This is a genomic window from Geoglobus ahangari, assembly GCF_001006045.1.
Classification (GTDB): Archaea; Halobacteriota; Archaeoglobi; order Archaeoglobales; family Archaeoglobaceae; genus Geoglobus; species Geoglobus ahangari.
The window spans coordinates 157,753-177,982 of the sequence record NZ_CP011267.1; the positions used below are offsets into that span (position 1 = coordinate 157,753).

General features: G+C 52.5%; 22 protein-coding genes. 16 read left to right on the forward strand and 6 right to left on the reverse strand.

From position 1 onward, the window contains the following. Positions 1-20: 20 nt before the first annotated feature. Both hypE and hypF read right to left on the reverse strand, forming a co-directional pair. Positions 21-1,052, reverse strand: a complete 1,032-nt coding sequence (gene hypE / locus GAH_RS00960) for a hydrogenase expression/formation protein HypE (RefSeq protein ID WP_048094277.1) — start codon at positions 1,050-1,052, stop codon at positions 21-23. Then, positions 1,049-3,298 carry a carbamoyltransferase HypF gene (hypF, locus tag GAH_RS00965; RefSeq protein WP_052747705.1) on the reverse strand — a complete coding sequence of 750 codons (2,250 nt, stop codon included), beginning with the start codon at positions 3,296-3,298 and terminating at the stop codon, positions 1,049-1,051. The genes hypE and hypF overlap by 4 nt, the downstream gene beginning before the upstream one ends. Before the next feature lie 52 nt (positions 3,299-3,350). Between hypF and hypA the strand changes: the two genes are divergently transcribed. Genes hypA through hypD form a run of 4 tightly spaced genes read left to right on the forward strand, consistent with a single transcriptional unit; the run spans position 3,351 to position 5,574 of the window. Next, positions 3,351-3,698 carry a hydrogenase maturation nickel metallochaperone HypA gene (gene hypA, locus GAH_RS00970; protein ID WP_048094279.1) on the forward strand — a complete coding sequence of 116 codons (348 nt, stop codon included), beginning with the start codon at positions 3,351-3,353 and terminating at the stop codon, positions 3,696-3,698. Beyond that, positions 3,685-4,347, forward strand: coding sequence for a hydrogenase nickel incorporation protein HypB (gene hypB / locus GAH_RS00975; protein ID WP_048094280.1), 663 nt, complete (start codon positions 3,685-3,687; stop codon positions 4,345-4,347). The genes hypA and hypB overlap by 14 nt, the downstream gene beginning before the upstream one ends. Beyond that, positions 4,325-4,540 carry a HypC/HybG/HupF family hydrogenase formation chaperone gene (locus tag GAH_RS00980; RefSeq protein ID WP_048094281.1) on the forward strand — a complete coding sequence of 72 codons (216 nt, stop codon included), beginning with the start codon at positions 4,325-4,327 and terminating at the stop codon, positions 4,538-4,540. The genes hypB and GAH_RS00980 overlap by 23 nt, the downstream gene beginning before the upstream one ends. Then, positions 4,516-5,574, forward strand: a complete 1,059-nt coding sequence (gene hypD / locus GAH_RS00985; RefSeq protein ID WP_048094282.1) for a hydrogenase formation protein HypD — start codon at positions 4,516-4,518, stop codon at positions 5,572-5,574. Before GAH_RS00980 ends, hypD begins: the two co-directional genes overlap by 25 nt. On the opposite strand, the gene GAH_RS00990 is transcribed toward hypD, so the two are convergent. Beyond that, entirely contained in the window at positions 5,571-8,153 is a 2,583-nt protein-coding gene (locus tag GAH_RS00990) for an ATP-dependent helicase (protein ID WP_048094283.1), read from the reverse strand. The genes hypD and GAH_RS00990 overlap by 4 nt on opposite strands. 123 nt (positions 8,154-8,276) lie before the next feature. Between GAH_RS00990 and GAH_RS00995 the strand changes: the two genes are divergently transcribed. Both GAH_RS00995 and GAH_RS01000 read left to right on the forward strand, forming a co-directional pair. After that, on the forward strand, positions 8,277-8,918 hold the full coding sequence (locus GAH_RS00995; protein WP_048094284.1) for a hypothetical protein: 642 nt from the start codon (positions 8,277-8,279) through the stop codon (positions 8,916-8,918). 67 nt (positions 8,919-8,985) lie between these two features. Further along, positions 8,986-9,807 carry a DMT family transporter gene (locus GAH_RS01000; protein ID WP_048094285.1) on the forward strand — a complete coding sequence of 274 codons (822 nt, stop codon included), beginning with the start codon at positions 8,986-8,988 and terminating at the stop codon, positions 9,805-9,807. Here the strand turns inward: GAH_RS01000 and GAH_RS01005 are convergent. Together GAH_RS01005 and GAH_RS01010 are read right to left on the reverse strand one after the other, a co-directional pair. Next, positions 9,787-11,730 (reverse strand): IGHMBP2 family helicase, encoded by a 1,944-nt coding sequence (locus GAH_RS01005; protein WP_048094286.1) that lies wholly within the window; start codon positions 11,728-11,730, stop codon positions 9,787-9,789. The two genes, GAH_RS01000 and GAH_RS01005, sit on opposite strands and share 21 nt — an antisense overlap. 118 nt (positions 11,731-11,848) lie before the next feature. Further along, positions 11,849-12,607 carry an undecaprenyl-diphosphate phosphatase gene (locus GAH_RS01010; protein WP_048094287.1) on the reverse strand — a complete coding sequence of 253 codons (759 nt, stop codon included), beginning with the start codon at positions 12,605-12,607 and terminating at the stop codon, positions 11,849-11,851. A 159-nt stretch (positions 12,608-12,766) separates the two neighbouring features. Between GAH_RS01010 and GAH_RS01015 the strand changes: the two genes are divergently transcribed. The 3 genes from GAH_RS01015 (at position 12,767) to GAH_RS01025 (ending at position 14,484) form a co-directional block, all read left to right on the forward strand. After that, positions 12,767-13,123 carry a hypothetical protein gene (locus GAH_RS01015; protein ID WP_048094288.1) on the forward strand — a complete coding sequence of 119 codons (357 nt, stop codon included), beginning with the start codon at positions 12,767-12,769 and terminating at the stop codon, positions 13,121-13,123. Between the two features lie 121 nt (positions 13,124-13,244). Next, the gene (locus GAH_RS01020) at positions 13,245-14,216 is read left to right on the forward strand and encodes an MraY family glycosyltransferase (protein ID WP_048094289.1); all 972 of its coding nucleotides are present in this window, start codon (positions 13,245-13,247) and stop codon (positions 14,214-14,216) included. A 10-nt stretch (positions 14,217-14,226) separates the two neighbouring features. Beyond that, positions 14,227-14,484: a hypothetical protein gene (locus tag GAH_RS01025; protein WP_048094290.1), complete on the forward strand. Its 258-nt coding sequence runs from the start codon at positions 14,227-14,229 to the stop codon at positions 14,482-14,484. Here the strand turns inward: GAH_RS01025 and GAH_RS01030 are convergent. Next, on the reverse strand, positions 14,481-14,942 hold the full coding sequence (locus GAH_RS01030; protein WP_048094291.1) for a hypothetical protein: 462 nt from the start codon (positions 14,940-14,942) through the stop codon (positions 14,481-14,483). The two genes, GAH_RS01025 and GAH_RS01030, sit on opposite strands and share 4 nt — an antisense overlap. 94 nt (positions 14,943-15,036) lie before the next feature. On the opposite strand from GAH_RS01030, the gene GAH_RS10255 reads away from it, so the two are divergent. Genes GAH_RS10255 through GAH_RS01065 form a run of 7 tightly spaced genes read left to right on the forward strand, consistent with a single transcriptional unit; the run spans position 15,037 to position 20,230 of the window. After that, a complete protein-coding gene (locus GAH_RS10255; RefSeq protein ID WP_052747706.1) occupies positions 15,037-15,501 on the forward strand; it encodes a VanZ family protein in 465 nt (154 codons plus the stop codon). Continuing rightward, entirely contained in the window at positions 15,498-15,833 is a 336-nt protein-coding gene (locus GAH_RS01040; protein ID WP_048094292.1) for a DUF1616 domain-containing protein, read from the forward strand. Before GAH_RS10255 ends, GAH_RS01040 begins: the two co-directional genes overlap by 4 nt. Beyond that, positions 15,830-17,323 (forward strand): hypothetical protein, encoded by a 1,494-nt coding sequence (locus GAH_RS01045; RefSeq protein WP_156967340.1) that lies wholly within the window; start codon positions 15,830-15,832, stop codon positions 17,321-17,323. Before GAH_RS01040 ends, GAH_RS01045 begins: the two co-directional genes overlap by 4 nt. After that, on the forward strand, positions 17,324-17,953 hold the full coding sequence (locus GAH_RS01050) for a PIG-L deacetylase family protein (protein ID WP_048094294.1): 630 nt from the start codon (positions 17,324-17,326) through the stop codon (positions 17,951-17,953). It begins immediately after the preceding gene. After that, entirely contained in the window at positions 17,938-18,759 is an 822-nt protein-coding gene (gene artC, locus GAH_RS01055; protein WP_048094295.1) for an archaeosortase C, read from the forward strand. Before GAH_RS01050 ends, artC begins: the two co-directional genes overlap by 16 nt. 24 nt (positions 18,760-18,783) lie before the next feature. Beyond that, positions 18,784-19,548, forward strand: a complete 765-nt coding sequence (locus tag GAH_RS01060; RefSeq protein ID WP_052747707.1) for a polysaccharide deacetylase family protein — start codon at positions 18,784-18,786, stop codon at positions 19,546-19,548. Continuing rightward, a complete protein-coding gene (locus GAH_RS01065; RefSeq protein ID WP_052747708.1) occupies positions 19,526-20,230 on the forward strand; it encodes a PHP domain-containing protein in 705 nt (234 codons plus the stop codon). Before GAH_RS01060 ends, GAH_RS01065 begins: the two co-directional genes overlap by 23 nt.

The window sequence follows — 20,230 nt, forward strand, 5'->3', positions numbered from 1 at the left end:
GGATAAATAAAAATGTGCTGTCAGCACACCCTCGGAATCGGGTCTATCGTGGGCCACGGCAGTATCTTGGTCGTCCCTATCCTCGTCTTAACCACGACTTCCCTGAACTCGTCGGTCGTGTAGCCGATTATCTCGGCACTTTCGTCAAACTTTCTGAGAACCCTGAGCACGTCCTCAGCCATCTCACCCTCCACGCCCATAACCACCTTGCCCTCGTTGGCCATTGTGAGGGGATCGAGCCCGAGGGCGTCGCAAACGCCCTTAACATCATCCCTGACGGGTATCCTCTCCTCCTCCACAAGTATCCCAACACCGCTCTTCTCCGCCATCTCATTGAGAGCTTCGGCCACACCACCCCTCGTCGGATCCTTCATGGCCGAAACTCCCCCAACCTCCATCGCAGCCTTCACGGCAAACCACACAGGCTGAACATCGCTCTCAACATCCACCTCGAATCCGAGATCCTCCCTTTCGAGGAGCATTGCAAGCCCGTGCTCGGCTATGTTTCCGGTGACAATTACCGCATCTCCCGCCTTCAGACCCCTGTCCCTCACCCACCTGTACGGGTAGTCCCTGTACTCCCTCAGAACTCTCAGGTTGTTCTCCAGAGCCTCGTTCCTCACACCGATGCCTGAGGTGTTCACGAATATGCCCGCGTTCATCTCCACAACCTTTGTGTCGCCTGTTATCACCTTAACTCCAATCCTCTCGCTCCAGTACCTCACATCGTCCATTATCCTCTCGAACGTCCCCTCATCAAACCCCTCCTGAATTATGAGCGCGAGGGACATGTATGCCGGCTGAGCGCCCATTACCGCGAGGTCGTTTGATGTCCCGCAGACAGCCAAGCTGCCAATGCTGCCACCCCTGAAAATTGGTGGAAATGCTGTGTAGCTGTCGGTCGTGAACACGTATTTCTCATCGAAGTCCGCAGAATCCTCCATGTCCGAGAGCGAGATCTCTCCAGCTCTGGAATCGAGCCTCGAGAATATCCTCTTCCTAAGGAACTCGGTCATGTACTTTCCACCGGCGCCATCCTCTCTCCTTATCATTCCAACACCTCCAGAGATTTCAGCGCATAGATCTGCCCGAGGGAAATGCCATTGTCCCCGGCAGGAACAAGCTCGTTTGTCAGGTAATCAACCCTCTCGGCAAGAGACCGGGAGAAGTGGGTGTTGAAGGCCACACCTCCACTGAGAACCACGGGGAGGTCGAAGTCCCTCACAACCTCAGCGAAGCACATCGCGAGGTAATCGATGAGCCTCCACGCAACCACGCCCCTGTCCTCTCCAGCCCTGTACCTCTCGAGCGAGTCCACGAAAACGCTGCCGAACTCCAGAACCCTGACGTGCCCCTTGCCCAGCTCCCTGCCATCAAACGAGAATGTGCTCGGTTCAAAGCTCTCTCCTATCTCAGGCTCGTAAATCTGCTCTCCCCTCCTCGCCACGCTCTCCACCTTCATGGCCGGCTCTCCCTCGTAGGTTCTCTCGAAGCAGACCTCGAGCATCGCGGATATCGCGTCCATGTACCTTCCGGCAGACGATGCGGGAGCGACGTTCAAATTCCTCCTGAACTGCATCTCCATCAGCTCGAAGCTCTCGTTCTCCCTCAGGTATTTCGAATAGTCCTCGAGGAGCTCCCAGCTTCCAGTGTGCTCGTAAATTATGGAGAAGAGAGTCCTGAGGGGGTAAGCAGTGGATAGATCTCCACCGAGAAGCTTTATCCTCTCCATCCTCGCGACCCTCTCAAAGACGCCCTCGTTGGCGTTGACGTGCAGCACCTCCCCTCCCCATATGGTGCCATCGGCCCCGAAGCCAGCTCCGTCAACAGCTATGGCAACAGCCTCGTCAATCCCCCTCTCGGCCATGACCGACAGCGCGTGTGCGAGGTGGTGCTGGACAGATATCACCCTCGCATCCATCCTCCCTGCCAGCTCATCCGCGTATGACGAGGTGTTGTAGAGCGGGTGGAGGTCTCTCACCACATACTCTGGCCTAACGTCCAGATACTCGATCCAGAAGTCCACGGCTCTCTTGAAGAACTCGCTGAATGTCCTGAAGTTGGAGGTGTTGCCTATGTACTGGGAGGGGATTGCCTTGCCGTCCTTGAGGACGGCTACGGAGTTGTACAGCTCAGCTCCGAGGGCTATCGCCTCCCTCTCTACTCCTACCGGAATTGGGGTGGGAACGAATCCCCTCGACCTGCGGATGATCATTCTTCTGCCATTGACCACCTTCACGACAGAGTCGTCAACCCTGTTGTGTATCCTCAAGTTGTGGTGCAGCACGGCATCGCATTCAACGTCTGGCCACTCGATAGCCATCGGCTCCCCAGGGAGGTTTGCAGAGGTCATGACGAGAGCGTCTGCTTCAAGGAAAGAGAACAGGATCGCATGCAGAGCCGTGTAGGGCAGCATGATTCCGACAGTGTCAAGATGCGGAGCCACCTGATGGAGCTCCTTTTTCTTCCTGAGCACGACTATTGGCCTCACATAGCTTTCAAGCTCAGCCCTTTCGAGATCACCTATGTGAGCGTACCTGCCCGCGGCATCCAGATCCCTCACCATCACGGCGAAGGGCTGCTGGGGCCTTTTCAGGAGCTTTCTCAGCCTCTCCACCACACCATCGTCTGTCAGGCAGGCTATGTGGTACCCGCCTATGCCCTTCACCGCAACTATCCCGCCCTCATCAAGGATTCTGGCCGCAAGCCTGATTGCCTCGACCCCCTCAGCACCGTGGGGGTGGAGGAAGTAGCGGGGCCCGCACTTCGGGCACGCGATTGACTGCGCGTAGTACCTTCTGTCCCCCGGATCGTCATACTCCCTCTGGCAGTCTTCGCATAGCGGAAACGCGGACATCGTCGTGTTCTCCCTGTCGAAGGGCAGCCTGAAGGACACGCTGAACCTCTGACCGCAGTCCGTGCAGGTGGTGAAGGGGTAGAGGTGGCGCCTGTTGGCAGGGTCGAAGACCTCCTTCAGGCATCTTTCGCACACGGCGAAGTCGGGGGGTGGTAGGGAGAAGAGTCCGGACTTCCCACCGCTCTCGATTATTGAGAAGCCGCTGAACTCCTCAGCAGGCCCGAACTCCTCAATCACCACCCTCTCTATGACTGCCATCGGAGGCTTCTCTCCCCTCATCCTCTCCACGAACCTCTCCGCACTTCCATCAACAACTATCTCGACCGTCCCATCCCCAACGTTCTTCACGTAGCCCCTGAGGCCCATTGACGTGGCGAGACGGTAGATGAAGGGGCGAAATCCGACCCCCTGCACTCTGCCAGTCACAGTGATGCGGTACACAATCAACGGCCGCAAAAGGGTTATATTACTCTTATTCATCCATGTGCTGAAAATGCACGAGATGAGCTACGCTGAGGCGATACTCGAGCAGGTCGTGAGACTGGCAAAAGAGAATGGAGCAAAAGAAGTCAAAAAGATAAAGCTCGTCATAGGGGAGCTCCTCCTGATAAATCCCAATCAGCTCACCTTCTGCCTCAACGCCATAAGCAGGGGAACCCCCATGGAGGGGGCAGAGGTCGAGATCGAGTTTGTGAAGCCGGACATCAGGTGCATCAAGTGCGGGAGGCAGTATGACGTTCCCCTTGGTGTTTGCGAGTGCGGAGGGTTTGTGAGCGTTAATGGCGGCAAGGAAATGATTTTAAAGAGCGTGGTTATGGAGGTGGAGGATGCACAGAATTGAGGTGGATGCCGAGGTTGACCTGCTCAGCGAGAACAAGAGGCTCGCGAGGGAGAACAGGGAGTTTCTCAAGAAGCACGGGATCAAGGCCGTGAACATAATGGGTGCGATAGGCTCCGGGAAAACGCTGCTGATAGAGAAGACGGTAGACGCGCTCAGGGATATCAGGGTGGGTGTGATTCTGGGAGATGTGGTGTGCAAGGCTGACTACGAGAGGGTTCAAAAGCATGACGTGCTGGCGGAGCCGATAAACACGGGCAAGGAGTGCCACCTTGACGCTCACCTGATTCACCACAGCATCCAGAAGTTCAGCGATGTGGATCTCATACTCATAGAGAACGTTGGAAACCTGATATGCCCAGTGGACTTCGATCTGGGAGAGGATGTGAGGGTTGTAATGGTCAGCGTGACTGAAGGGGACGACGTTGTCGAGAAGCATCCCGAGATATTCAGGCTCGCTGACGTGATCATAATCAACAAGGTCGCCCTCGCCGAGTTTGTTGAGGCAGACGTTGAGAAGATGGTCGAGGACGCGAGGAGGCTCAACCCGAACGCCAAGATAATCAGGATGGATCTCAAGAAGGGTGTTGGATTTGATGAGTGGCTCGAGTTTCTGAGGGGTGTTCTGAATGTGTCTGGCAATTCCGGCTGAGATAGTTGAGGTGAACTGGCCATACGCGGTGGTTGACCTCAACGGAGCGAAGAGGAAGGTGAGAGTTGATCTGCTCGATGACGTGAAACCCGGAGACTACGTGCTGATCCACGTGGGGCTGGCGATCCAGAAGGTCAGCAAAAAGGAAGTCGAGGAGATTGAGAGCCTATGGCAGAAGATATTGGAAGACTGACCAGAAAGATTGAGGAGATCAGCGAGGGCAGAGAGATTACGCTCATGCACCTGTGCGGGACACACGAGGACACAATCTCCAAGTACAACCTGAGGAGCCTGATGCCGGAGAACGTGAAGCTCCTCAGTGGGCCGGGATGTCCGGTGTGCATAATACCCGACACAGACCTGCAGAAGGTGTTCCACCTGATAGAGAGGAAGGACGTCGTGCTCGCCACATTCGGGGACATGGCGAGGGTGCCCTTCGAGGACAGGAGCCTCTTCTACTACAGGAGCAGGGGCAAGGACGTCAGGGTTGTTTACAGCGTTTTTGATGCCGTGGAAATTGCGGAGAAGACTGACAAGGACGTGGTATTCTTCGGGATAGGTTTTGAGACGACCATGCCGTCCATAGCTGTGGCCATAAAGGATTCGCCAGAGAACTTCTATGTCTATTCCGCCCACAGGTACTTCATTCCGGCGATGGAGGCCATAATAAAGGGAGAGCTCAGGATAGACGGGTTCATCTGCCCCGGCCACGTCTCAACGATTGTGGGGGTGAAGGCGTACGAGAGGTTCCTGAAGTATGGAATTCCGATGGCCATCGCAGGATTCGAGCCACAGGACGTGCTTTTAGCCACATACATGCTCGTGAAGGCGATAAACGAGGGGAAGCCGTGGATATACAACGAGTACACAAGGGCTGTCAGGTATGAGGGCAACGTCAACGCTCAGAGGGTTATGAGCGAGGTCTTTGAGGCGGACGATGGTGAGTGGAGGGGGCTCGGAATTATACCGGAGACGGGAGTGAGGATAAGGAAGGAGTTTGAGGATAAGGACGCAGAGAGGGTTTTCGAGGACGTGTTCGAGGACTTTGTCCCCAAGGAGGACAAGAGAAAGAAGCACTGCAGGTGCGGTGAGGTGCTGAAGGGACTCATAACCCCAAAGGACTGCAGGCTCTTCATGACCGCCTGCACGCCGAGGAACCCGATAGGCCCCTGCATGGTGAGCTTCGAAGGAACCTGCGCAATCTGGGCAAAGTACGGGGTTGGCTAAGACTGGGCCGCAAGGTAGCTAAGGATTTTCTGGTGCAGTTCCCTCAAAACCTTTCTTCTGTCCTCCATCAGCACCACGTCCTCATCTCCCATTACGTACAGGTTGAGGCCGAAGGGGCTCGGGTAGGGAACCCTCGTTATCTCCAGCTCCACCTCACTGCCAACCCTCGATAGGTAGTCGAGAGCATTCGCAACGTCCATGGCGTCCTCCATTATCTCCCTGAACGTCTCCTTTATGACCGGGAAGTCCCTGCCGAAGTTTTTGAGAAGGAGCCTCAGCAGGGTATCTGCACTGAGCTGCTGTCTCCACACGCTCTTCTCCCTGCCGAGGTAGTTCCTCAGGATCATGAAGCTTCTGACTGCAACGTGCCTGAACCTCCTCCTGAGGATCTCAGTCTTCATCAGGGATTCCATCAGGTCCTCCTTAAAGTTCTCGGTCCGGAAGAGGAAGCGAATCTCATCCTCCCTCAAAACCCTGTTTTCCGGCAGGATCAGCACGAATCCGTTGTCGTTCACCGTGAACTGCACGTTGCACCTCTTCACCTTGCCCACCCTGTAGGCGAAGACCCTCGCAACCGCGTTGTTCGCCCTCCTCCCGATTAGGGTGTGGAAGAAGTAGTAGTTCCTGTCCTCCTCGAGCTTCTCAACCACGAGGCGCTCTATGTGGGGAATCACGCTGAACCTCCTCTGCTCGTCAAAGTACTCGACTATCGACCTTGCAGCGTTTCCGTCAATCGGGAACTCCCTCATGAGCCAGCTCAGGGCGTTGCCCTCCTCGAGCCTCCTCTCCATCTCCAGCCTGAATTCCTGAATCCTCAGAGCGAGGTCGTAGCTAAGGGGAAGCTGCTCCGAGAACCAGCTCGGAACCGTGGGCTTCTCATCCCTCACCTCCTCTACCACGATTTTCATGCCCCTCGATCTGAGGAACCTGAACGTCTTTCCTGCAAGGACGAATATGTCGCCCTTCACCAGCCTCTCGGCAAACTCCTCCTCGACCTTGCCAACCATCTTCCCGTCCTTCGTCACAACGGCGACAGCGACCTCATCCGGAATCGTGCCAGTGTTCAGGTAGTAGATGGGCCTGACCATCTTTCCTCTCCTTCCGAACTCCATCGTCTCCTCATCGAACCATATCTTCCCGTAAACCCGCTTCTCCTCAAGCTCCGAGTACCTCCCGGACAGGTACCTGAGAACAGAGACGAACTCGTCCCTGCTTAGATTCCTGTAGGGGTATGCCCTCCTTATCACCCTGAGAGCCTCGTCAACCTTCCACCTTCGCTCTATCGCCATTCCAACGACGTGCTGACACAGAACGTCCAGTGGCTTTTCGGGAATGTGTATCCTGTCGAGCCTCCTGTTCAGCGCCTCTCTCGCCAGCACAGCGCACTCCACGAGGTCGTCATGGTCGACCACAACGATCCTGCCGACGCTCGTCTCATGCAGCCTGTGCCCGCTCCTCCCTATTCTCTGCAGAGCCCTGTTTATGCTCTTGGGCGAGCCTATCAGAACCACGAGGTCTATGTATCCTATGTCTATCCCGAGCTCGAGGCTCGTTGAGCTGACCACACACCTTAGCTCCCCCCTCTTGAGCTTCTCCTCTACCTCAAGCCTTACCTCCTTTGAGAGTGAGGAGTGGTGTGCAGCCACAGGAAAATCCCTGCCGAGCAGCTTCTTGAGGTGAAACACGACCCTCTCTGTTGCGCTCCTTGTGTTTGTGAATATCAGGGTTGTCCTCGACCTGAGAACCATTTCAGCGAGTGTCCTGTACAGGGTCTCGCTTATCTCCTCCGCGGTAGCGGAGAACAGATTCTCCACCGGGGAGATTACGCTTATGTCCAGCTTCTTCTCGAACGTCACGTCGGCTATGACGCAGTCCCTCTCCCTGCCATTCTCGTATCCAACAAGGAACCTCGCAACGTCTTCAAGCGGGTGTATGGTGGCGGAGAGCCCGATTCTGGTCATCCTGCCCTCCTGAATCTCCTGAAGCCTCTCAACCGAGAGCGTGAGGTGGGAGCCCCTCTTGTTCTCAGCAAGCGAGTGGAGCTCGTCCACGATGAGGAACTCCAGCTTTTTCAGAGCCTTCGAGAACTTCGGAGAGCACAGGACGATCGCCAGGCTTTCAGGGGTGGTTATCAGAATGTGCGGCGGCTTTCTGAGCTGCTTCTGCTTCTCGCTGCTGTCGGTGTCTCCAGTCCTCACAGCAACCCGGATCTTCTGCAGCTTCACCCCCTTCTTCTCTGCGAGGGAGTATATTTCCTCGAGCGGCTCCTCAAGGTTCCTCCTTATGTCGTTGTTGAGGGCCTTGAGGGGTGAGACGTAGACGGCGTAAACTCTATCCTCAAGCTCCCCGTTCATCGCCCTGTCGAGGAGTCTGCTTATCGCGGTCATGAATGCTGCAAGGGTTTTCCCGCTACCTGTTGGCGAGGAGATGAGAACGTTGTTACCCCTGAAGGCCTCCACTATTGCATACTTCTGCGGGGGTGTGAAAGCCCCGTACTTTTGCATGAACCACTCCCTTAGCAGGGGGTTGAGGAGCTGGAGTATCTCGGAGTCATCGTGAGGCTTGCCCTGAATGATCATCAACCCACCTTCGGGCTTGCTGTTTAAAACGTTGAGGTACTCTTATCAAACTGTCAGATTCCAGAAAAGTATAAATAATTATGAACTCAAAAATTCAGCTATTGAAATCCGGAGGTATCAGGAATGGTAGATGTCAGGAAGTTAGTGCTGGTTCTGGCTGTTCTGGCGGTTCTCTTCGCCGGGTGTTCTGGTGGGAAAGAGGAGGCCAAGACCACCCCAACTCCAGCTGCCCAGCCAACCTCTACACCGACGGCTGAGCAAGCTCCAGCAGGGAGCGGAGGTTCGGGCACGAGTGCTGGAGGTGGCATAAACACGCTGTACGACCTCTTCATGGCTAAGAAGATGTACTACGGAAAGGCTTCCGTAACGGAGAACGGGGAGACGAAGACCGTAGAGTTCTGGTACTACTACGATGCAGACAACAACGAGCAGATGCTCAGGATGGAGCACTCTGATGGTGGGATACTGATAATGAAGAACAGGTACGAGGGCAACACCCTCACGACGGTGATGTACATGAGAGACATGCAGGGCATGGAGATGCCGCCAAACTGCGACTGGGTGGAGATGAAGACTACCCAGACCGTCAGCCCCTCAGAAGCTGAGGAGGTAAAGGATGAGCCCGTAGGAGATGCGTTCACCGCGACTGTCAGCCATCAGGGTCAGGTGACCGAAACGTACGAGGGCAAGTTCGTCGATGTCGACCTCACACTCTTCCAGCCAGATGGAAACGTGTGCTCGATGATGTCCTTCATGCAGCAGTAACCAAAAATCAAGCTTTTTTGATAAAATTTTTAAAAAAATTTTTAATCCCCCCATTTTCTCGCGATTCATGAAAAGGATTTACGCCGACCTCGGTCTGCTCACCGTTGCCCTCATCTGGGGCGCCACATTTCCCGTCGTGAAGCTCGCGCTTGATTACATCTCACCCTTCGCCTTCAACTCCGTCAGGTTCCTCCTGACGTTCCTCCTTTTCGTGCCCTTCGTGAGAAGGGGAGAATTCAGGGCCGGAATGATGATTGGATTCGCCTCGTTTCTCGGCTATGCATTTCAGACTGTCGGGCTCGAGTACACAACTGCAACAAACGCCGGGTTCATAACCTCCACCTACGTCGTCCTTACCCCGGTTGTGGCCTACCTGCTCTACAGAGAGAGGCTGTCTAAGATGGAGATTGCCTCGGTCGTTCTGGCCTTCACCGGAATATACCTGCTCTCGGGCTACTCAGGCTTCAACTACGGGGACATTCTGATGATCCTCTGCGCCATTGCCTTCGCGTTCGAGATCGCGATGATATCGAGGTATGCCAAGGAACTGAACCCCATGAGCCTCGCAGGGTGGCAGGTGTTCGCCATAGGGTTCTTCTCGGTCTTTCCCGCCATGGTTACCACAACAAGGTTCGAGTTCAACAGCTACATGCTCATAGCCCTTGCAATAACCGGGCTGCTCGCAACTTTCCTCGCCAAGATCCTGCAGAACTACATGCAGGCCCACACCAAGTCGGTCGATGCGGGGATCATCCTGTCCCTCGAGGGCGTGTTCTCTCATATATTCGCCGCGGCGTTTCTTGGAGAGATGCTAACGCTCACCCAGTACGCGGGGGTGCTGCTTGTATTCGTGGCCGTGATATCAATATCAGTCCTTCAGGACAGATGAGGAGCTGAAAACAACTCCTCTCTCCTTCACGTGCTCGAAAAACTGCCTGTAAAGCCTGTGGCTGCTGAGAGTCGAGGAGTCGCCTATGACAACAAGAAGTCTCCTCGCCCTCGTTATCGAGACGTTGAACCTCCTTTCGTCCTCGAGGAACCCCACCCTCCCTTCTTTATTGCTCCTGACCATGGATATTACTATCACGTCCTTCTCCCTGCCCTGATAGCCGTCCACAGTCTTGACCTCGCATTTCAGGAGCTTCCTGAGCAGCCTCACCTGATCGTCGTACGGCGAGATCACACCTATTCTGCCCGCATCAACTCCCGCATCGATGAGCCTCTCGACAACACTCCTGACCACCCTCGCCTCGTACTCGTTGAAAATAGACGTGGAGGACTTCTTCCTCCTCTCAAACCTCCTCTCGCTGTCCGAGGTGTCGATGAAGACGAGGGGGTTGCTGACCATCGTTTCAACAAGCTTATCTCTGGCCCTCACGCCAACGTCTTTCAGAGACGTGCTGGCAACGCTCCTGTCGGTTTTCAGCCTCCCGCCATAGAAGACCTTCGAGGGAAATTCTGCGAGTATTTCATTCATCCTGTACTGCACGTTCAGCATCTCGGACTTGAACGGGTGCCGGGAGATCAGGGCCTCGAACATCGTCCTCTCAAGTTCCTTAGCTTGCTGACTCACAACAGTCGGTGGCAGCTGCCTGTGGTCACCTGCAAGAACGAACTTCTCCGCCCTCGAAATGGGGATCAGAACACTCGGGATCGTTGACTGAGTGGCCTCATCCACCACAGCTACATCAAAACGCGCATCCAGAAGGAAGGACGTGGAGTTGGTGCTGAGAACAACGTCAGCCTCAGAGACGAGCTCGTCAATAATCTCCTGCTCGATCTTCGTGGCCCTCTCCACAAGCTCGCTCACTTCCTCGTTGAGCTTTATCCAGCGGGCCATTGACTTTATCACCGCCCCGCTGACGCCCCTGTAGTTCCTGATTCCCTTTTCCGCGAGTCTGAGTATCTCCTCATCGCTGAGGCCCCTCCTGAATCGCGGAGCGGGTTTGGTCTCCCTGTCTCTCCTTAACATGAGCTCCTCTGCCTGCCTCCATATCTCCTCCACCTCCCTGTACCTCTCGTGGCTCCTCATCAGGCTGAAGACGGAAGTCTCAACAAGGTGTGGCTCGATTCTGCTCGGATGCCCGAGTCTGACGACTTTCAGCTTCCCGTGAAGCCTCTCCACAAGATTGTCCACAGCGGTATTGCTGTCAGCCGTTGCCAGAACCTTCCTTCCGCGTGACACCTCCTGCCTTATGTACTCCACAACCGTCCTCGTTTTCCCCGTGCCAAAGGGGCCGTGGATCAGGAAAAAGTCATCCTGAGCGAGCGCCCTCGACACGGCCCTGAGCTGGGATGGGTTGAGGTTCCTGTCAAGCGGTGTGAACTCCACCTCACCGTGATCCTCCGTTTCAGCCTCCCCGAGCATCAGCCTCAGCGCCATGGCTCCGCTGCCTGAGAGCCTGAGCAGGTTCTCCTCCATCCTCCTGAAGGTCGTGTCGTTCACGAACAGGTCAATCCGAACATTCCGCAGGTTTATGGCCGGCAACCTCTCGAACTCCACGGAGATGTACCTCTTTCCCCTCTCAACGACCGTGCCCTCGAAGCCCTTTTCGAGAGGTCTCCCGTTGCTCACAAGCACGATGTCTCCCGGCTCGATGTCGGTCTCCACCTCCCTCCCCCTTCCGAACCTCACAACCACCCTCTTTGGGGTTCGCGAGACAACTCTGCCGCTCAGCCCGAGAACAGCCCTTCCAGCCCTCTCCCTTTCCGGGCCAGAGAGCGACCTGATCTCCTCAATCGCCCTCTTCTTTTCCTCCTCCCTCTCAAGCTCCAGAAGGTGCAGGAGGTGTCTGATGTACTCCTTTAACATAACCACCACGGAAAATCAGAAAGTACGGCCTTCATCATCGCTCACGCTCAGTTCCTGCCAAATTCATCATTCACTGCCAGTATGAGAGGAGGGGTGATAAATGTTTTGGAGGTGCAGGCTACATCGATATGAGGGTAAAGATGACCGCAACACTCCCGAATATTATGCAGAACGCAGAGAAACCCACACTCCTCGCAACCCTCAGCAGCACGTCGATCATCAGATATCCTGTCACGAACGTCGTGGCCAGAACAATTAGCGCGCTCGTGACGGAGATGCTTTCGGGAACTCCACCTATCACCACTGCCCCAGCAGTGGCTGGGATACTCACAAGAAAGGACAGCCTCAGAGCGTCCTCCTCGCGGATTTTTCTCAAAAGCAGGTAGCTGACTGTTGTGCCAGACCTCGATATGCCGGGCAGAATCGCGAACCCCTGAGCTATTCCGAGAGCGGCACTTTCCAGATTACTCATCTCGCCAAAAGCCCTGTACCCCTCTCTCGGAATCCTCAAGAACAGACCAGTAACTATAAGGAGCGCACCTATGACGAGATTGGCGAGCTGGCCCTCCACATTCTTCACGACCAGCATCAGGGGCAGAGCGGTGAATGCTGTAAATATAGTGGCGATTGCTATAATCCTGAGCGATGCAGAGCGTTCGGCGATGATCTGGACTATATGCCTTCTGAACTTGACCAGCACGGCGAGCATCGTTCCGAGGTGCAAAAAGACGGCGTAGCTGAAAGCAGAAGCCACGTCAGTTCCGAAGACGTTTAGCAGAACCAGCATGATCATCCCTTCACTGCTCACCGGGAGCCACTCGGCCACACCCTGAACGATTCCAAGAGCCACGAGTTCCGGTAGATGAAGCGGTTCCATCTCACCAGATGAAATGGAAGGGAGCTTATAACTGTTTTTGTGTATGATGCTTCATTTAACCGAAAGCGAGCAGTTTAAAATCCTCATGCTCATTATTGTGTTTGTAATAAATATTATGTTCGTAAAATTTATTTACTCCACTAAGCACCATTTTTAAAGATGTACTCATGTGAACACAAAGATTCAGGAAAAAAGGAATGGTTGCCTTCTTACAACTACATACTCCGTCTTCACACCTACTGTGGCTCTTGTGGAACGGTTAAGAACGTCACAACTGACAGGGGGAGGGGTATCGGTTACTTCTCAAACGTCCTCAGCAGAATGAGAGCGCACCTTGAGAGGAAGGGCTACAAGGTAGGTCGTGCTCAGATCAGGCTTGTACTTCTCGAATTCGAGAGCAGCGGGTTTGCCGATCCCTATTCTGTGTCCTTTTCTCAGCAGAAAGAGGTGTTTGCTGCAATAGTTAGAAAGTACGTGAAGGTCACCAAAGGGTACGTTATGGGGTTCATGGAGTAGAGCAAAAAAGGTTGACAGTTTTTTCTGGCCACCTGAACTGATCTGTGATGGGAGGGTGGCCAGAATTAGTGGATACTGTCATTGTGTAACATACTGAAAAATATTTTGGGGAGAATCGGTCATGTGGGGAGAAAATTCCGAGTGGATTATCGTAATGCTGACGGCATTTGCGGTGGGAGCATCGATCCTGCCGCTCCAGATCAAAAAATTCGTCGAAAAAGGGGTAGTGGTACCTGACTACTACAAAAACCACATAAGGTACGTGCCAACCTCAGGTGGGCTCTCAGTTCTTCTGGCGTTCTACACTCCACTCTTTCTGGCCCTCACCGGAATTTTTCCCCTGAACGTGTCACTTCCAGAGGTCACGGCGGCATTCATAATAGCACTTTACGGGCTATTTGGCCTCCTCGACGATCTGATAGACGTGGGGAGGATAAGCAAGGTCATCCTTCCACCCATGTTCGCAATCCCCATAGCTTTTGTCGCGGAAGAGGGATGGGCCCCTGTGGTTGGCAGCATTGACGGTGCGCTGCTGTTCGTGGTGGCACCCGTGTACGTGATGGTGGTCGCCAACCTGATAAACATGCACTCGGGGTTTAACGGAATGGCATCAGGTCTCACATCCCTCCTCCTCGGAACCCTGCTGGTAAAAACCCTGCTAACCGGCAAGGGCAGCATCCTCGTAACATCCGCCATGCTGGGTGCCCTCATAGCCTTCCTCTACTACAACTGGTATCCCTCGAGAATATTCGACGGGAACATCGGGGCATTCACCATGGGATCCGTCGTTGGGCTGGGGATAGTGCTCGGCGGCTTTTACGTTTCTGGATTCATAATGCTCATTCCGCACACCGTGAACTTCCTGATGTACGTTTACTGGAGAATCATGCGGTTTTTAAGGCCCCATGACAAGCGCTACGAGCTCGTGAAGTTCGGCAGGGTCAGGAAAGACAAAACGATAGAGGCACCGAATCCCTACACGCTGAAATGGGTTCTCCCGTACTACTTCAGGGTGACGGAGAGGCAGATAGTTCTGGCGATGTACGCGCTGACCGGATTTTTCTGTGCTGTGAGCCTTTTCATACCCTATTGAGGTGTTGTGAATGGGAAACGCAAAAAAGCTTTTTGTAGCCCTGGTTTTGCTGGTCGTGCTGGCTTCTCTCGTGTCCGCTCACGGCAGTGGGCACGGATGCGGGAGTCAGGGGAAGGGGTGCACGGGAAAGAGCTGCGGTTGCAGCAGCTGCTGCAATACTGGCACGTGTGGGTGCAACAAGCAGTGCTACTCGATTCCGGAGTTCTCCGGAATCTCAGGAATTGCTGTGGCTATCGGCGGGATGATAGCTCTCGTGAGAAAATCCTAACTTCCACGCTCCTTCAACCAGAAATGAACCTCGTAAACAGCACCGTTGACTTCGGCCTCGATTCTGACCTTCGTCGGAAAGCTGATGTTCTGCGGAAGGGTTATGCTCTCATTGCTCTCCCACACATCCCCGCTTCTCAGCACAACCTCCCGGGTTTTGAGGAGCTGATCCCCAAGATAGATGCGGATGGTGTAGTGAGCTTCACCTCTCTCGTGACACTCAATCCCGTACCTGAAGGTGACGACCTCTCCCGGCTTGACGTAGTTGGAGTATGAATCAGGGTAGATGTAAAGGGCAGAGTAACTCTCCTGAGATGTCAGCCACAGGAGATAGCCGGCAACCACCAAGCCTACAATCATCGCGGCAATCGCAGACCTGAACATGATCCTGTCAAGCTCCTCGTCCATCTGCAGCTCTTCGCTCCCGGCAGTGTCGTCACTTGCCTTTTCAGAACTCATTGTTGTGTAAAACCCAGTGCAGTACTTAAAATTTAACCTGATCTGATGATGAGGCAGAAATTATTTATAGAGACAAGGAAAGAGGAGAGTTTCAATGCAAATTACCAAATACATCTCCGTAGCAGTGGCCGTGTCCTATGCGGGACTGATATTCTACCTCTCATCTCTGCAGTCCCCTCCAAATCCGGTAACCCCCGAACTCCTGATAAAGCTCCACAAGATGCTCGTGGAAATGGGGATTGAGTTCATCGCCTACCCCTTTTACATCTTCTACAGGCACCCGGACAAGCTCGCCCACATGCTCCTCTACATGGGGTTCGGATTCACGCTAAACCCCGCGATAAGATCCACAATCAACAAGCACCCCGAAGCACTCACGATAGTTTTCGGAACCCTTTACGGGGCGAGTGACGAGTTCCACCAGAGCTTCGTTCCGCACCGCTCTTCAACCGTCAGCGACCTCTTCGCGGACTTTGTCGGGCTCCTGATTTCCCAGATTGTAATCATCGGGATGGTGAAGGTGATAAAACTCAAAAACAGACGCAAGGTGGTTCAATGATCGATGTCTATCAGGTACTGCACTTCTTCAGGGTGGTCTTTGGCTTGATTTTCCTCTTTTTTGTTCCTGGATACGCGGCAACTCTTGCGCTCTTCCCGAGGAAGGACGAGATATCTACGGTCGAGAGAATCGGATATGCTGGAGTTCTCAGCATCGTGGCCGACATACTGGTAACACTTTTCATAGATCTTGCCCTCGGGATACCCACCACCGGCATCAACATCTTCATTTCCCTTCTCGTGTTCACGGGGATCATGCTGGCTATCTGGAGGGTGGAAGTGCTATATATGGAGAGGAAAGGCCGAAAAGATGGGGGTGCAAACGCTTCGTGAACTTGGCAAGCTTCTTGTCATCACAAAGTTTCAGAGGGCTCTCAAAAGAGCAAGTAAATAATCTGAAAGAGGTTGTCAGGACGTCTGCCGAACTCCACAGGATTGCGGGAGTGAAGGAGAAAAGGGTCAGCAGACTTGACCAGGACACGATTGTGATCGAATCCGGGCACCAGCCCAACTTCCTTCCATACAGCGGAGTTCTGAAAAAGGCTTTTCTGGCAGAGTGGATTGAAAGAACACTCAGCGAAAGTGGACTAAACACAGTTTCGATCTTTGGTATTGCGGATTACAACCTGTGCACGTCCAAATACCTGTTCCAGAACAGGCTTCCGGCGGTGAACAAAAACGGATTTGTTGGCTTCGGATTGAAAAAGCCCAGATCTCGAGAGATGTGGAAAAGGTTCAACTCCCTCCCGAAGCCAGAAGAAGAGGAGTGGGAATCCCTAACTCAAAAACTGAGAAGTCACTACCAGAACTCCGGAAAAGAATTTGCAGAGATGCTGATAGAGGAGATGTGGACGAGCTACCATCGGGGAGAGAGCCTCGCGGAGGTCAACACAATACTGTTCATCAGGCTCTGCAGGATGCTCGGCATTGATGTGCTATTTTTCAGGTATTCTGATCTTCAAGAGAGGGGTGTCTTGAGGGACTCTTGGGAAAAGGTGTTGGAAGATTTCCGGCAGATAAATGCCGAGTACAACAAAACCGTCTCCCAGAATCCAGAGCTCGGTTTGAAAATAATAGATGAGAGAACTGCTCCATTCTGGTACCACTGCCCGTGTGGAGGAAAGGTTCAGACGTTTCACAATGGAGAAGTTTACGCGGGAGAGTGTCCCGTGTGCGGGGAAAGTTACGAGATAGAAGACCCGCTAAGCGAATTCCAGAACCTGAGCCCCAGAGCGGTGCCGAGGAACATTATCTTTTCCGACGGTTTCGGTACATCAGTCTTCATTTCGGGCGCAGGTGGTGGGGTAAGGTACGGAGCGGTGGCCAATGCTGTTTCCAGAGCACTTGGCTTTGAAGCTCCCCGCACGATTGTGTGGAGGAGCAGGGACTACTACCTCGGGGCTGCGCACAGGAAGGTGCTGAGGGAAATCACGCGTCTCCTGAAAGTTGGAGAGAGCCTTAACAAAGAAAACGCAATAAGCGCTCTGAAGAGGTTGAGAAGTGAACTTGCACTGACAGGAGGGGAACCAAAGAGCCTCGGAAGCTACAGATACTCCGGAACCCTGCTGAAGATTGCTGCAAACGTCTTTTCCACAACCCCATCGATAATAGACATTCTGTCAGAATACGGGCCCGAACACGTCAGAAGAGCGTGGGGCCTTGCATTAAAAGATTCCGAAGTCAGAAAAACGAACACTTTTCCCGTGGAGGTTGAAAGGGACGTTGAATACGAGGAGGGTGCAAGAGAGCGTTATGAGGTGGTAAAGGTCCTTGAAAAAGAAAACCTCAGAGCCGATCCTCTGGGAATTCTCGGAGGGGTGTGAATGTTCGAAAGGGTGCTAATTCTCAGTCCCCACACTGACGACGGAGAACTCGGATGCGGAGGAACGATTGCCAAATTTGTGGAGGACGGGAAAGAGGTTATATACGTTGCCCTTTCTGCCTGCGAGAAGAGCGTACCGGACGGCTTTCCGAAAGACATACTGAAAAAGGAAGTAAAGGCCGCTACCCAGATTCTTGGGATTAAAGAGAAGAACCTGCTGCTCTTCGACTTTGAGGTTAGGAAATTTCCTACATTCAGGCAGGAAATACTGGATACGCTAATCCAAGTTAAAAAGGACGTGAGTCCAGACATTGTATTCACGCCCTCCTCTTTCGACACCCATCAGGATCACAAGGTTGTCAGAGAAGAGACGCTGAGAGCTTTCAAGGACTGCACCATACTCGGATACGAGCAGCCATGGAACAACATAACATTCGATACAATCGCATTTGTACCGCTCGATGAGAGACATGTTGACTTGAAGGTATCTGCACTCAAAATGTACAAATCTCAAGCTGAAAAAACATATTTTGATGAAAAATTCATCAAAAGCTTGGCAAGAACGAGAGGTGTGCAGATACGAACAGAGTTCGCCGAAGTCTTTGAGGTGATACGTTGGATTATACGATAAAGTCCAAATACGCCCCGCTGTTACTTGCATTCCTGCTAATTGCATCCTTTATAGAGCTTTCCTATGGTTCAAAAATCCTCGGACTCCTGTTTCTCGTTATTGCCGTCGGCACGCTGACGTTCCTTCCCAAGACCCCGCATGCCACGCTAAAAAGATCCATTCCCGGGACTGTGGCCGGACTGGCAATTGTCACAGCTGACATAGTATACAACACAATGAGTGGCTCTGAAATCCAAACAGTTGACTCAATAGTCATCCTCCTCGGGATTTCACTTGTAATTTACAAGTCTGGAACGAAATACTCGGAAATGGGCAAGTTCGGGTTCTTTTTTTCTGCAATATTCCTTGCTCTGTTTTCAATGCTGTTCGTGTTCCCGATAAAAGCCGGGATCGATCTGCCCTACTACTATGGCCACTACGCCGTAACCCTGCCAGTCGTTACCCTGCTGCAAAAAATGAACCTCAACATAGGAATGTACGGAGAGAGACTGATTTTCGTAAACGGCGTAGAAAATGCTTTGCTGAAAATAGATCTCGCGTGTTTTGGGTGGTATTCGCTGCTTCTCGTGATTAGTATGCTCGCAGCATACGGCCTAACGTTTAGCAACAAAACATGGGGGAGCTTGGCCAAGATTGCTCTTCTGATGTGCATAGCTGTGTACATAGCAAATCTGATCAGAGTGGCAATTCTGGTTATGCTGACATACTACTACGGAGTGGAAACTATGCTTGTTGTTCACGCTCATCTGGGCTGGATCTTCTTTGCCCTGATAGTGTTCCCAACAGCTTACAAGTTTCTGAGGTAGAAAGGTATGCCGAGAGATTTTACTATGGACAAGTACAGAGAGCTGTGTGCCGCAGTAATGGACAGATACTCCCCTGTTACCGTAAAGGACTTTCTGCTCGGCCGTAAAAAGTATTCAAAGGTTGCAATAATGAGGCATGACGTCGACAGGAATCCAGAAAAAGCACTCGAAATGGCAAAACTTGAAGCGGAGATGGGAATCTCGTCAACATACTACTTCAGGGTAAAACCCAAAGTTTTCATACCGGAAATTATCACAGAGATCTCAAAACTTGGACACGAGGTGGGCTACCACTACGAAGTTGTGGACAAAGCAAAGGGAGACCTGCAAAAGGCAATTGAGATATTCAAAAAAGAGCTGAACGAGTTCAGGGAGATTGTGGAAGTAAAGACAGTGTGCATGCACGGAAACCCGCTCACTCCATGGGATAACAGAGATCTTTGGAAAGAATACGATTTCGAGAAGTTCAACATAATCGGTGAAGCCTACCTCTCAATAAAACACGAGGACATCCGGTATTTCTCAGACACCGGAAGATGCTGGTCTGGGGAGTACAGCATTAAAGACACCATAAATTCAAACAGCAAAAAAGAAGAAAAACTACGCATTAAAACAACAGACGACGTTATCAGGATTATCAGGGAGGGAGTTTTCGAGCAGATCTACATAGTAACCCACCCAAACAGGTGGTCAACGACTTATTTTGAGTGGTTGGTCGAGTTGTTCTCGCAAAATGTTAAAAATTTAGGAAAAAAGGTAATAAGGTATGGAAGAGCTCTTCAAAATTGACTTTCACGTTCACACAATATACTCTGGCGATTCGATCATCACACCAAAACTACTGGTAAAGGCATCTCTGAAAAGCGGACTCAACGGAGTCGCAATTACAGACCACAATACAACGAAGGGTATTCAAAAGGTGAAGGATTTCCTGAAAAATGCAGACCTCACGATCATCGATGGAATTGAAATTCAGACCAGAGTAGGCGACATAATAGGTCTCTTCATAAATGAGGAGCTGTCGTCAATAGACCCGTACGAGGTATGTGACAAAATACACGAGCAGGGTGGTCTCGTCATTTTGCCACATCCATTTCGGAAAAGAGGATTGCAGAATCTTTCCAATGAGCTGCTAAAAAAAATTGACCTGATCGAGGTCCTTAACGCCAGAAGCTCCAAAGAATCAAACCAAAGAGCGTTGATTTTTAGCAGAAGTTCGAACATCATGCCAATCGCAGGCAGCGATGCACACACACCTTTCGAGGTGGGCAGAGCCCATGTAAAATTTACCATGCAAATAACATCAGAAAACGAAATAAAATCCCTCCTCAGAACGGGTGAATTCCAGATAGGGGGCTCAGAGACACCACAGCACCTCCAGATCCTCAGCAGGGGCATATCGGCATACAAAAACAAAGGACTGACGGGATTGATTCGCGCAGGTACCAAAAAAATTTTGGGGAGAGATTGA

Bases quoted from the DNA above. Each gene is read 5' to 3' on its own strand.
- hypE (WP_048094277.1), bottom strand. From the start codon at position 1,052: ATGATAAGGAGAGAGGATGGCGCCGGTGGAAAGTACATGACCGAGTTC.
- hypA (WP_048094279.1), top strand. From the start codon at position 3,351: ATGCACGAGATGAGCTACGCTGAGGCGATACTCGAGCAGGTCGTGAGA.
- hypB (WP_048094280.1), top strand. From the start codon at position 3,685: ATGCACAGAATTGAGGTGGATGCCGAGGTTGACCTGCTCAGCGAGAAC.
- GAH_RS00980 (WP_048094281.1), top strand. From the start codon at position 4,325: ATGTGTCTGGCAATTCCGGCTGAGATAGTTGAGGTGAACTGGCCATAC.
- hypD (WP_048094282.1), top strand. From the start codon at position 4,516: ATGGCAGAAGATATTGGAAGACTGACCAGAAAGATTGAGGAGATCAGC.
- GAH_RS00990 (WP_048094283.1), bottom strand. From the start codon at position 8,153: ATGATCATTCAGGGCAAGCCTCACGATGACTCCGAGATACTCCAGCTC.
- GAH_RS00995 (WP_048094284.1), top strand. From the start codon at position 8,277: ATGGTAGATGTCAGGAAGTTAGTGCTGGTTCTGGCTGTTCTGGCGGTT.
- GAH_RS01000 (WP_048094285.1), top strand. From the start codon at position 8,986: ATGAAAAGGATTTACGCCGACCTCGGTCTGCTCACCGTTGCCCTCATC.
- GAH_RS01005 (WP_048094286.1), bottom strand. From the start codon at position 11,730: ATGTTAAAGGAGTACATCAGACACCTCCTGCACCTTCTGGAGCTTGAG.
- GAH_RS01010 (WP_048094287.1), bottom strand. From the start codon at position 12,607: ATGGAACCGCTTCATCTACCGGAACTCGTGGCTCTTGGAATCGTTCAG.
- GAH_RS01015 (WP_048094288.1), top strand. From the start codon at position 12,767: ATGTACTCATGTGAACACAAAGATTCAGGAAAAAAGGAATGGTTGCCT.
- GAH_RS01020 (WP_048094289.1), top strand. From the start codon at position 13,245: ATGTGGGGAGAAAATTCCGAGTGGATTATCGTAATGCTGACGGCATTT.
- GAH_RS01025 (WP_048094290.1), top strand. From the start codon at position 14,227: ATGGGAAACGCAAAAAAGCTTTTTGTAGCCCTGGTTTTGCTGGTCGTG.
- GAH_RS01030 (WP_048094291.1), bottom strand. From the start codon at position 14,942: ATGAGTTCTGAAAAGGCAAGTGACGACACTGCCGGGAGCGAAGAGCTG.
- GAH_RS10255 (WP_052747706.1), top strand. From the start codon at position 15,037: ATGCAAATTACCAAATACATCTCCGTAGCAGTGGCCGTGTCCTATGCG.
- GAH_RS01040 (WP_048094292.1), top strand. From the start codon at position 15,498: ATGATCGATGTCTATCAGGTACTGCACTTCTTCAGGGTGGTCTTTGGC.
- GAH_RS01050 (WP_048094294.1), top strand. From the start codon at position 17,324: ATGTTCGAAAGGGTGCTAATTCTCAGTCCCCACACTGACGACGGAGAA.
- GAH_RS01060 (WP_052747707.1), top strand. From the start codon at position 18,784: ATGGACAAGTACAGAGAGCTGTGTGCCGCAGTAATGGACAGATACTCC.
- GAH_RS01065 (WP_052747708.1), top strand. From the start codon at position 19,526: ATGGAAGAGCTCTTCAAAATTGACTTTCACGTTCACACAATATACTCT.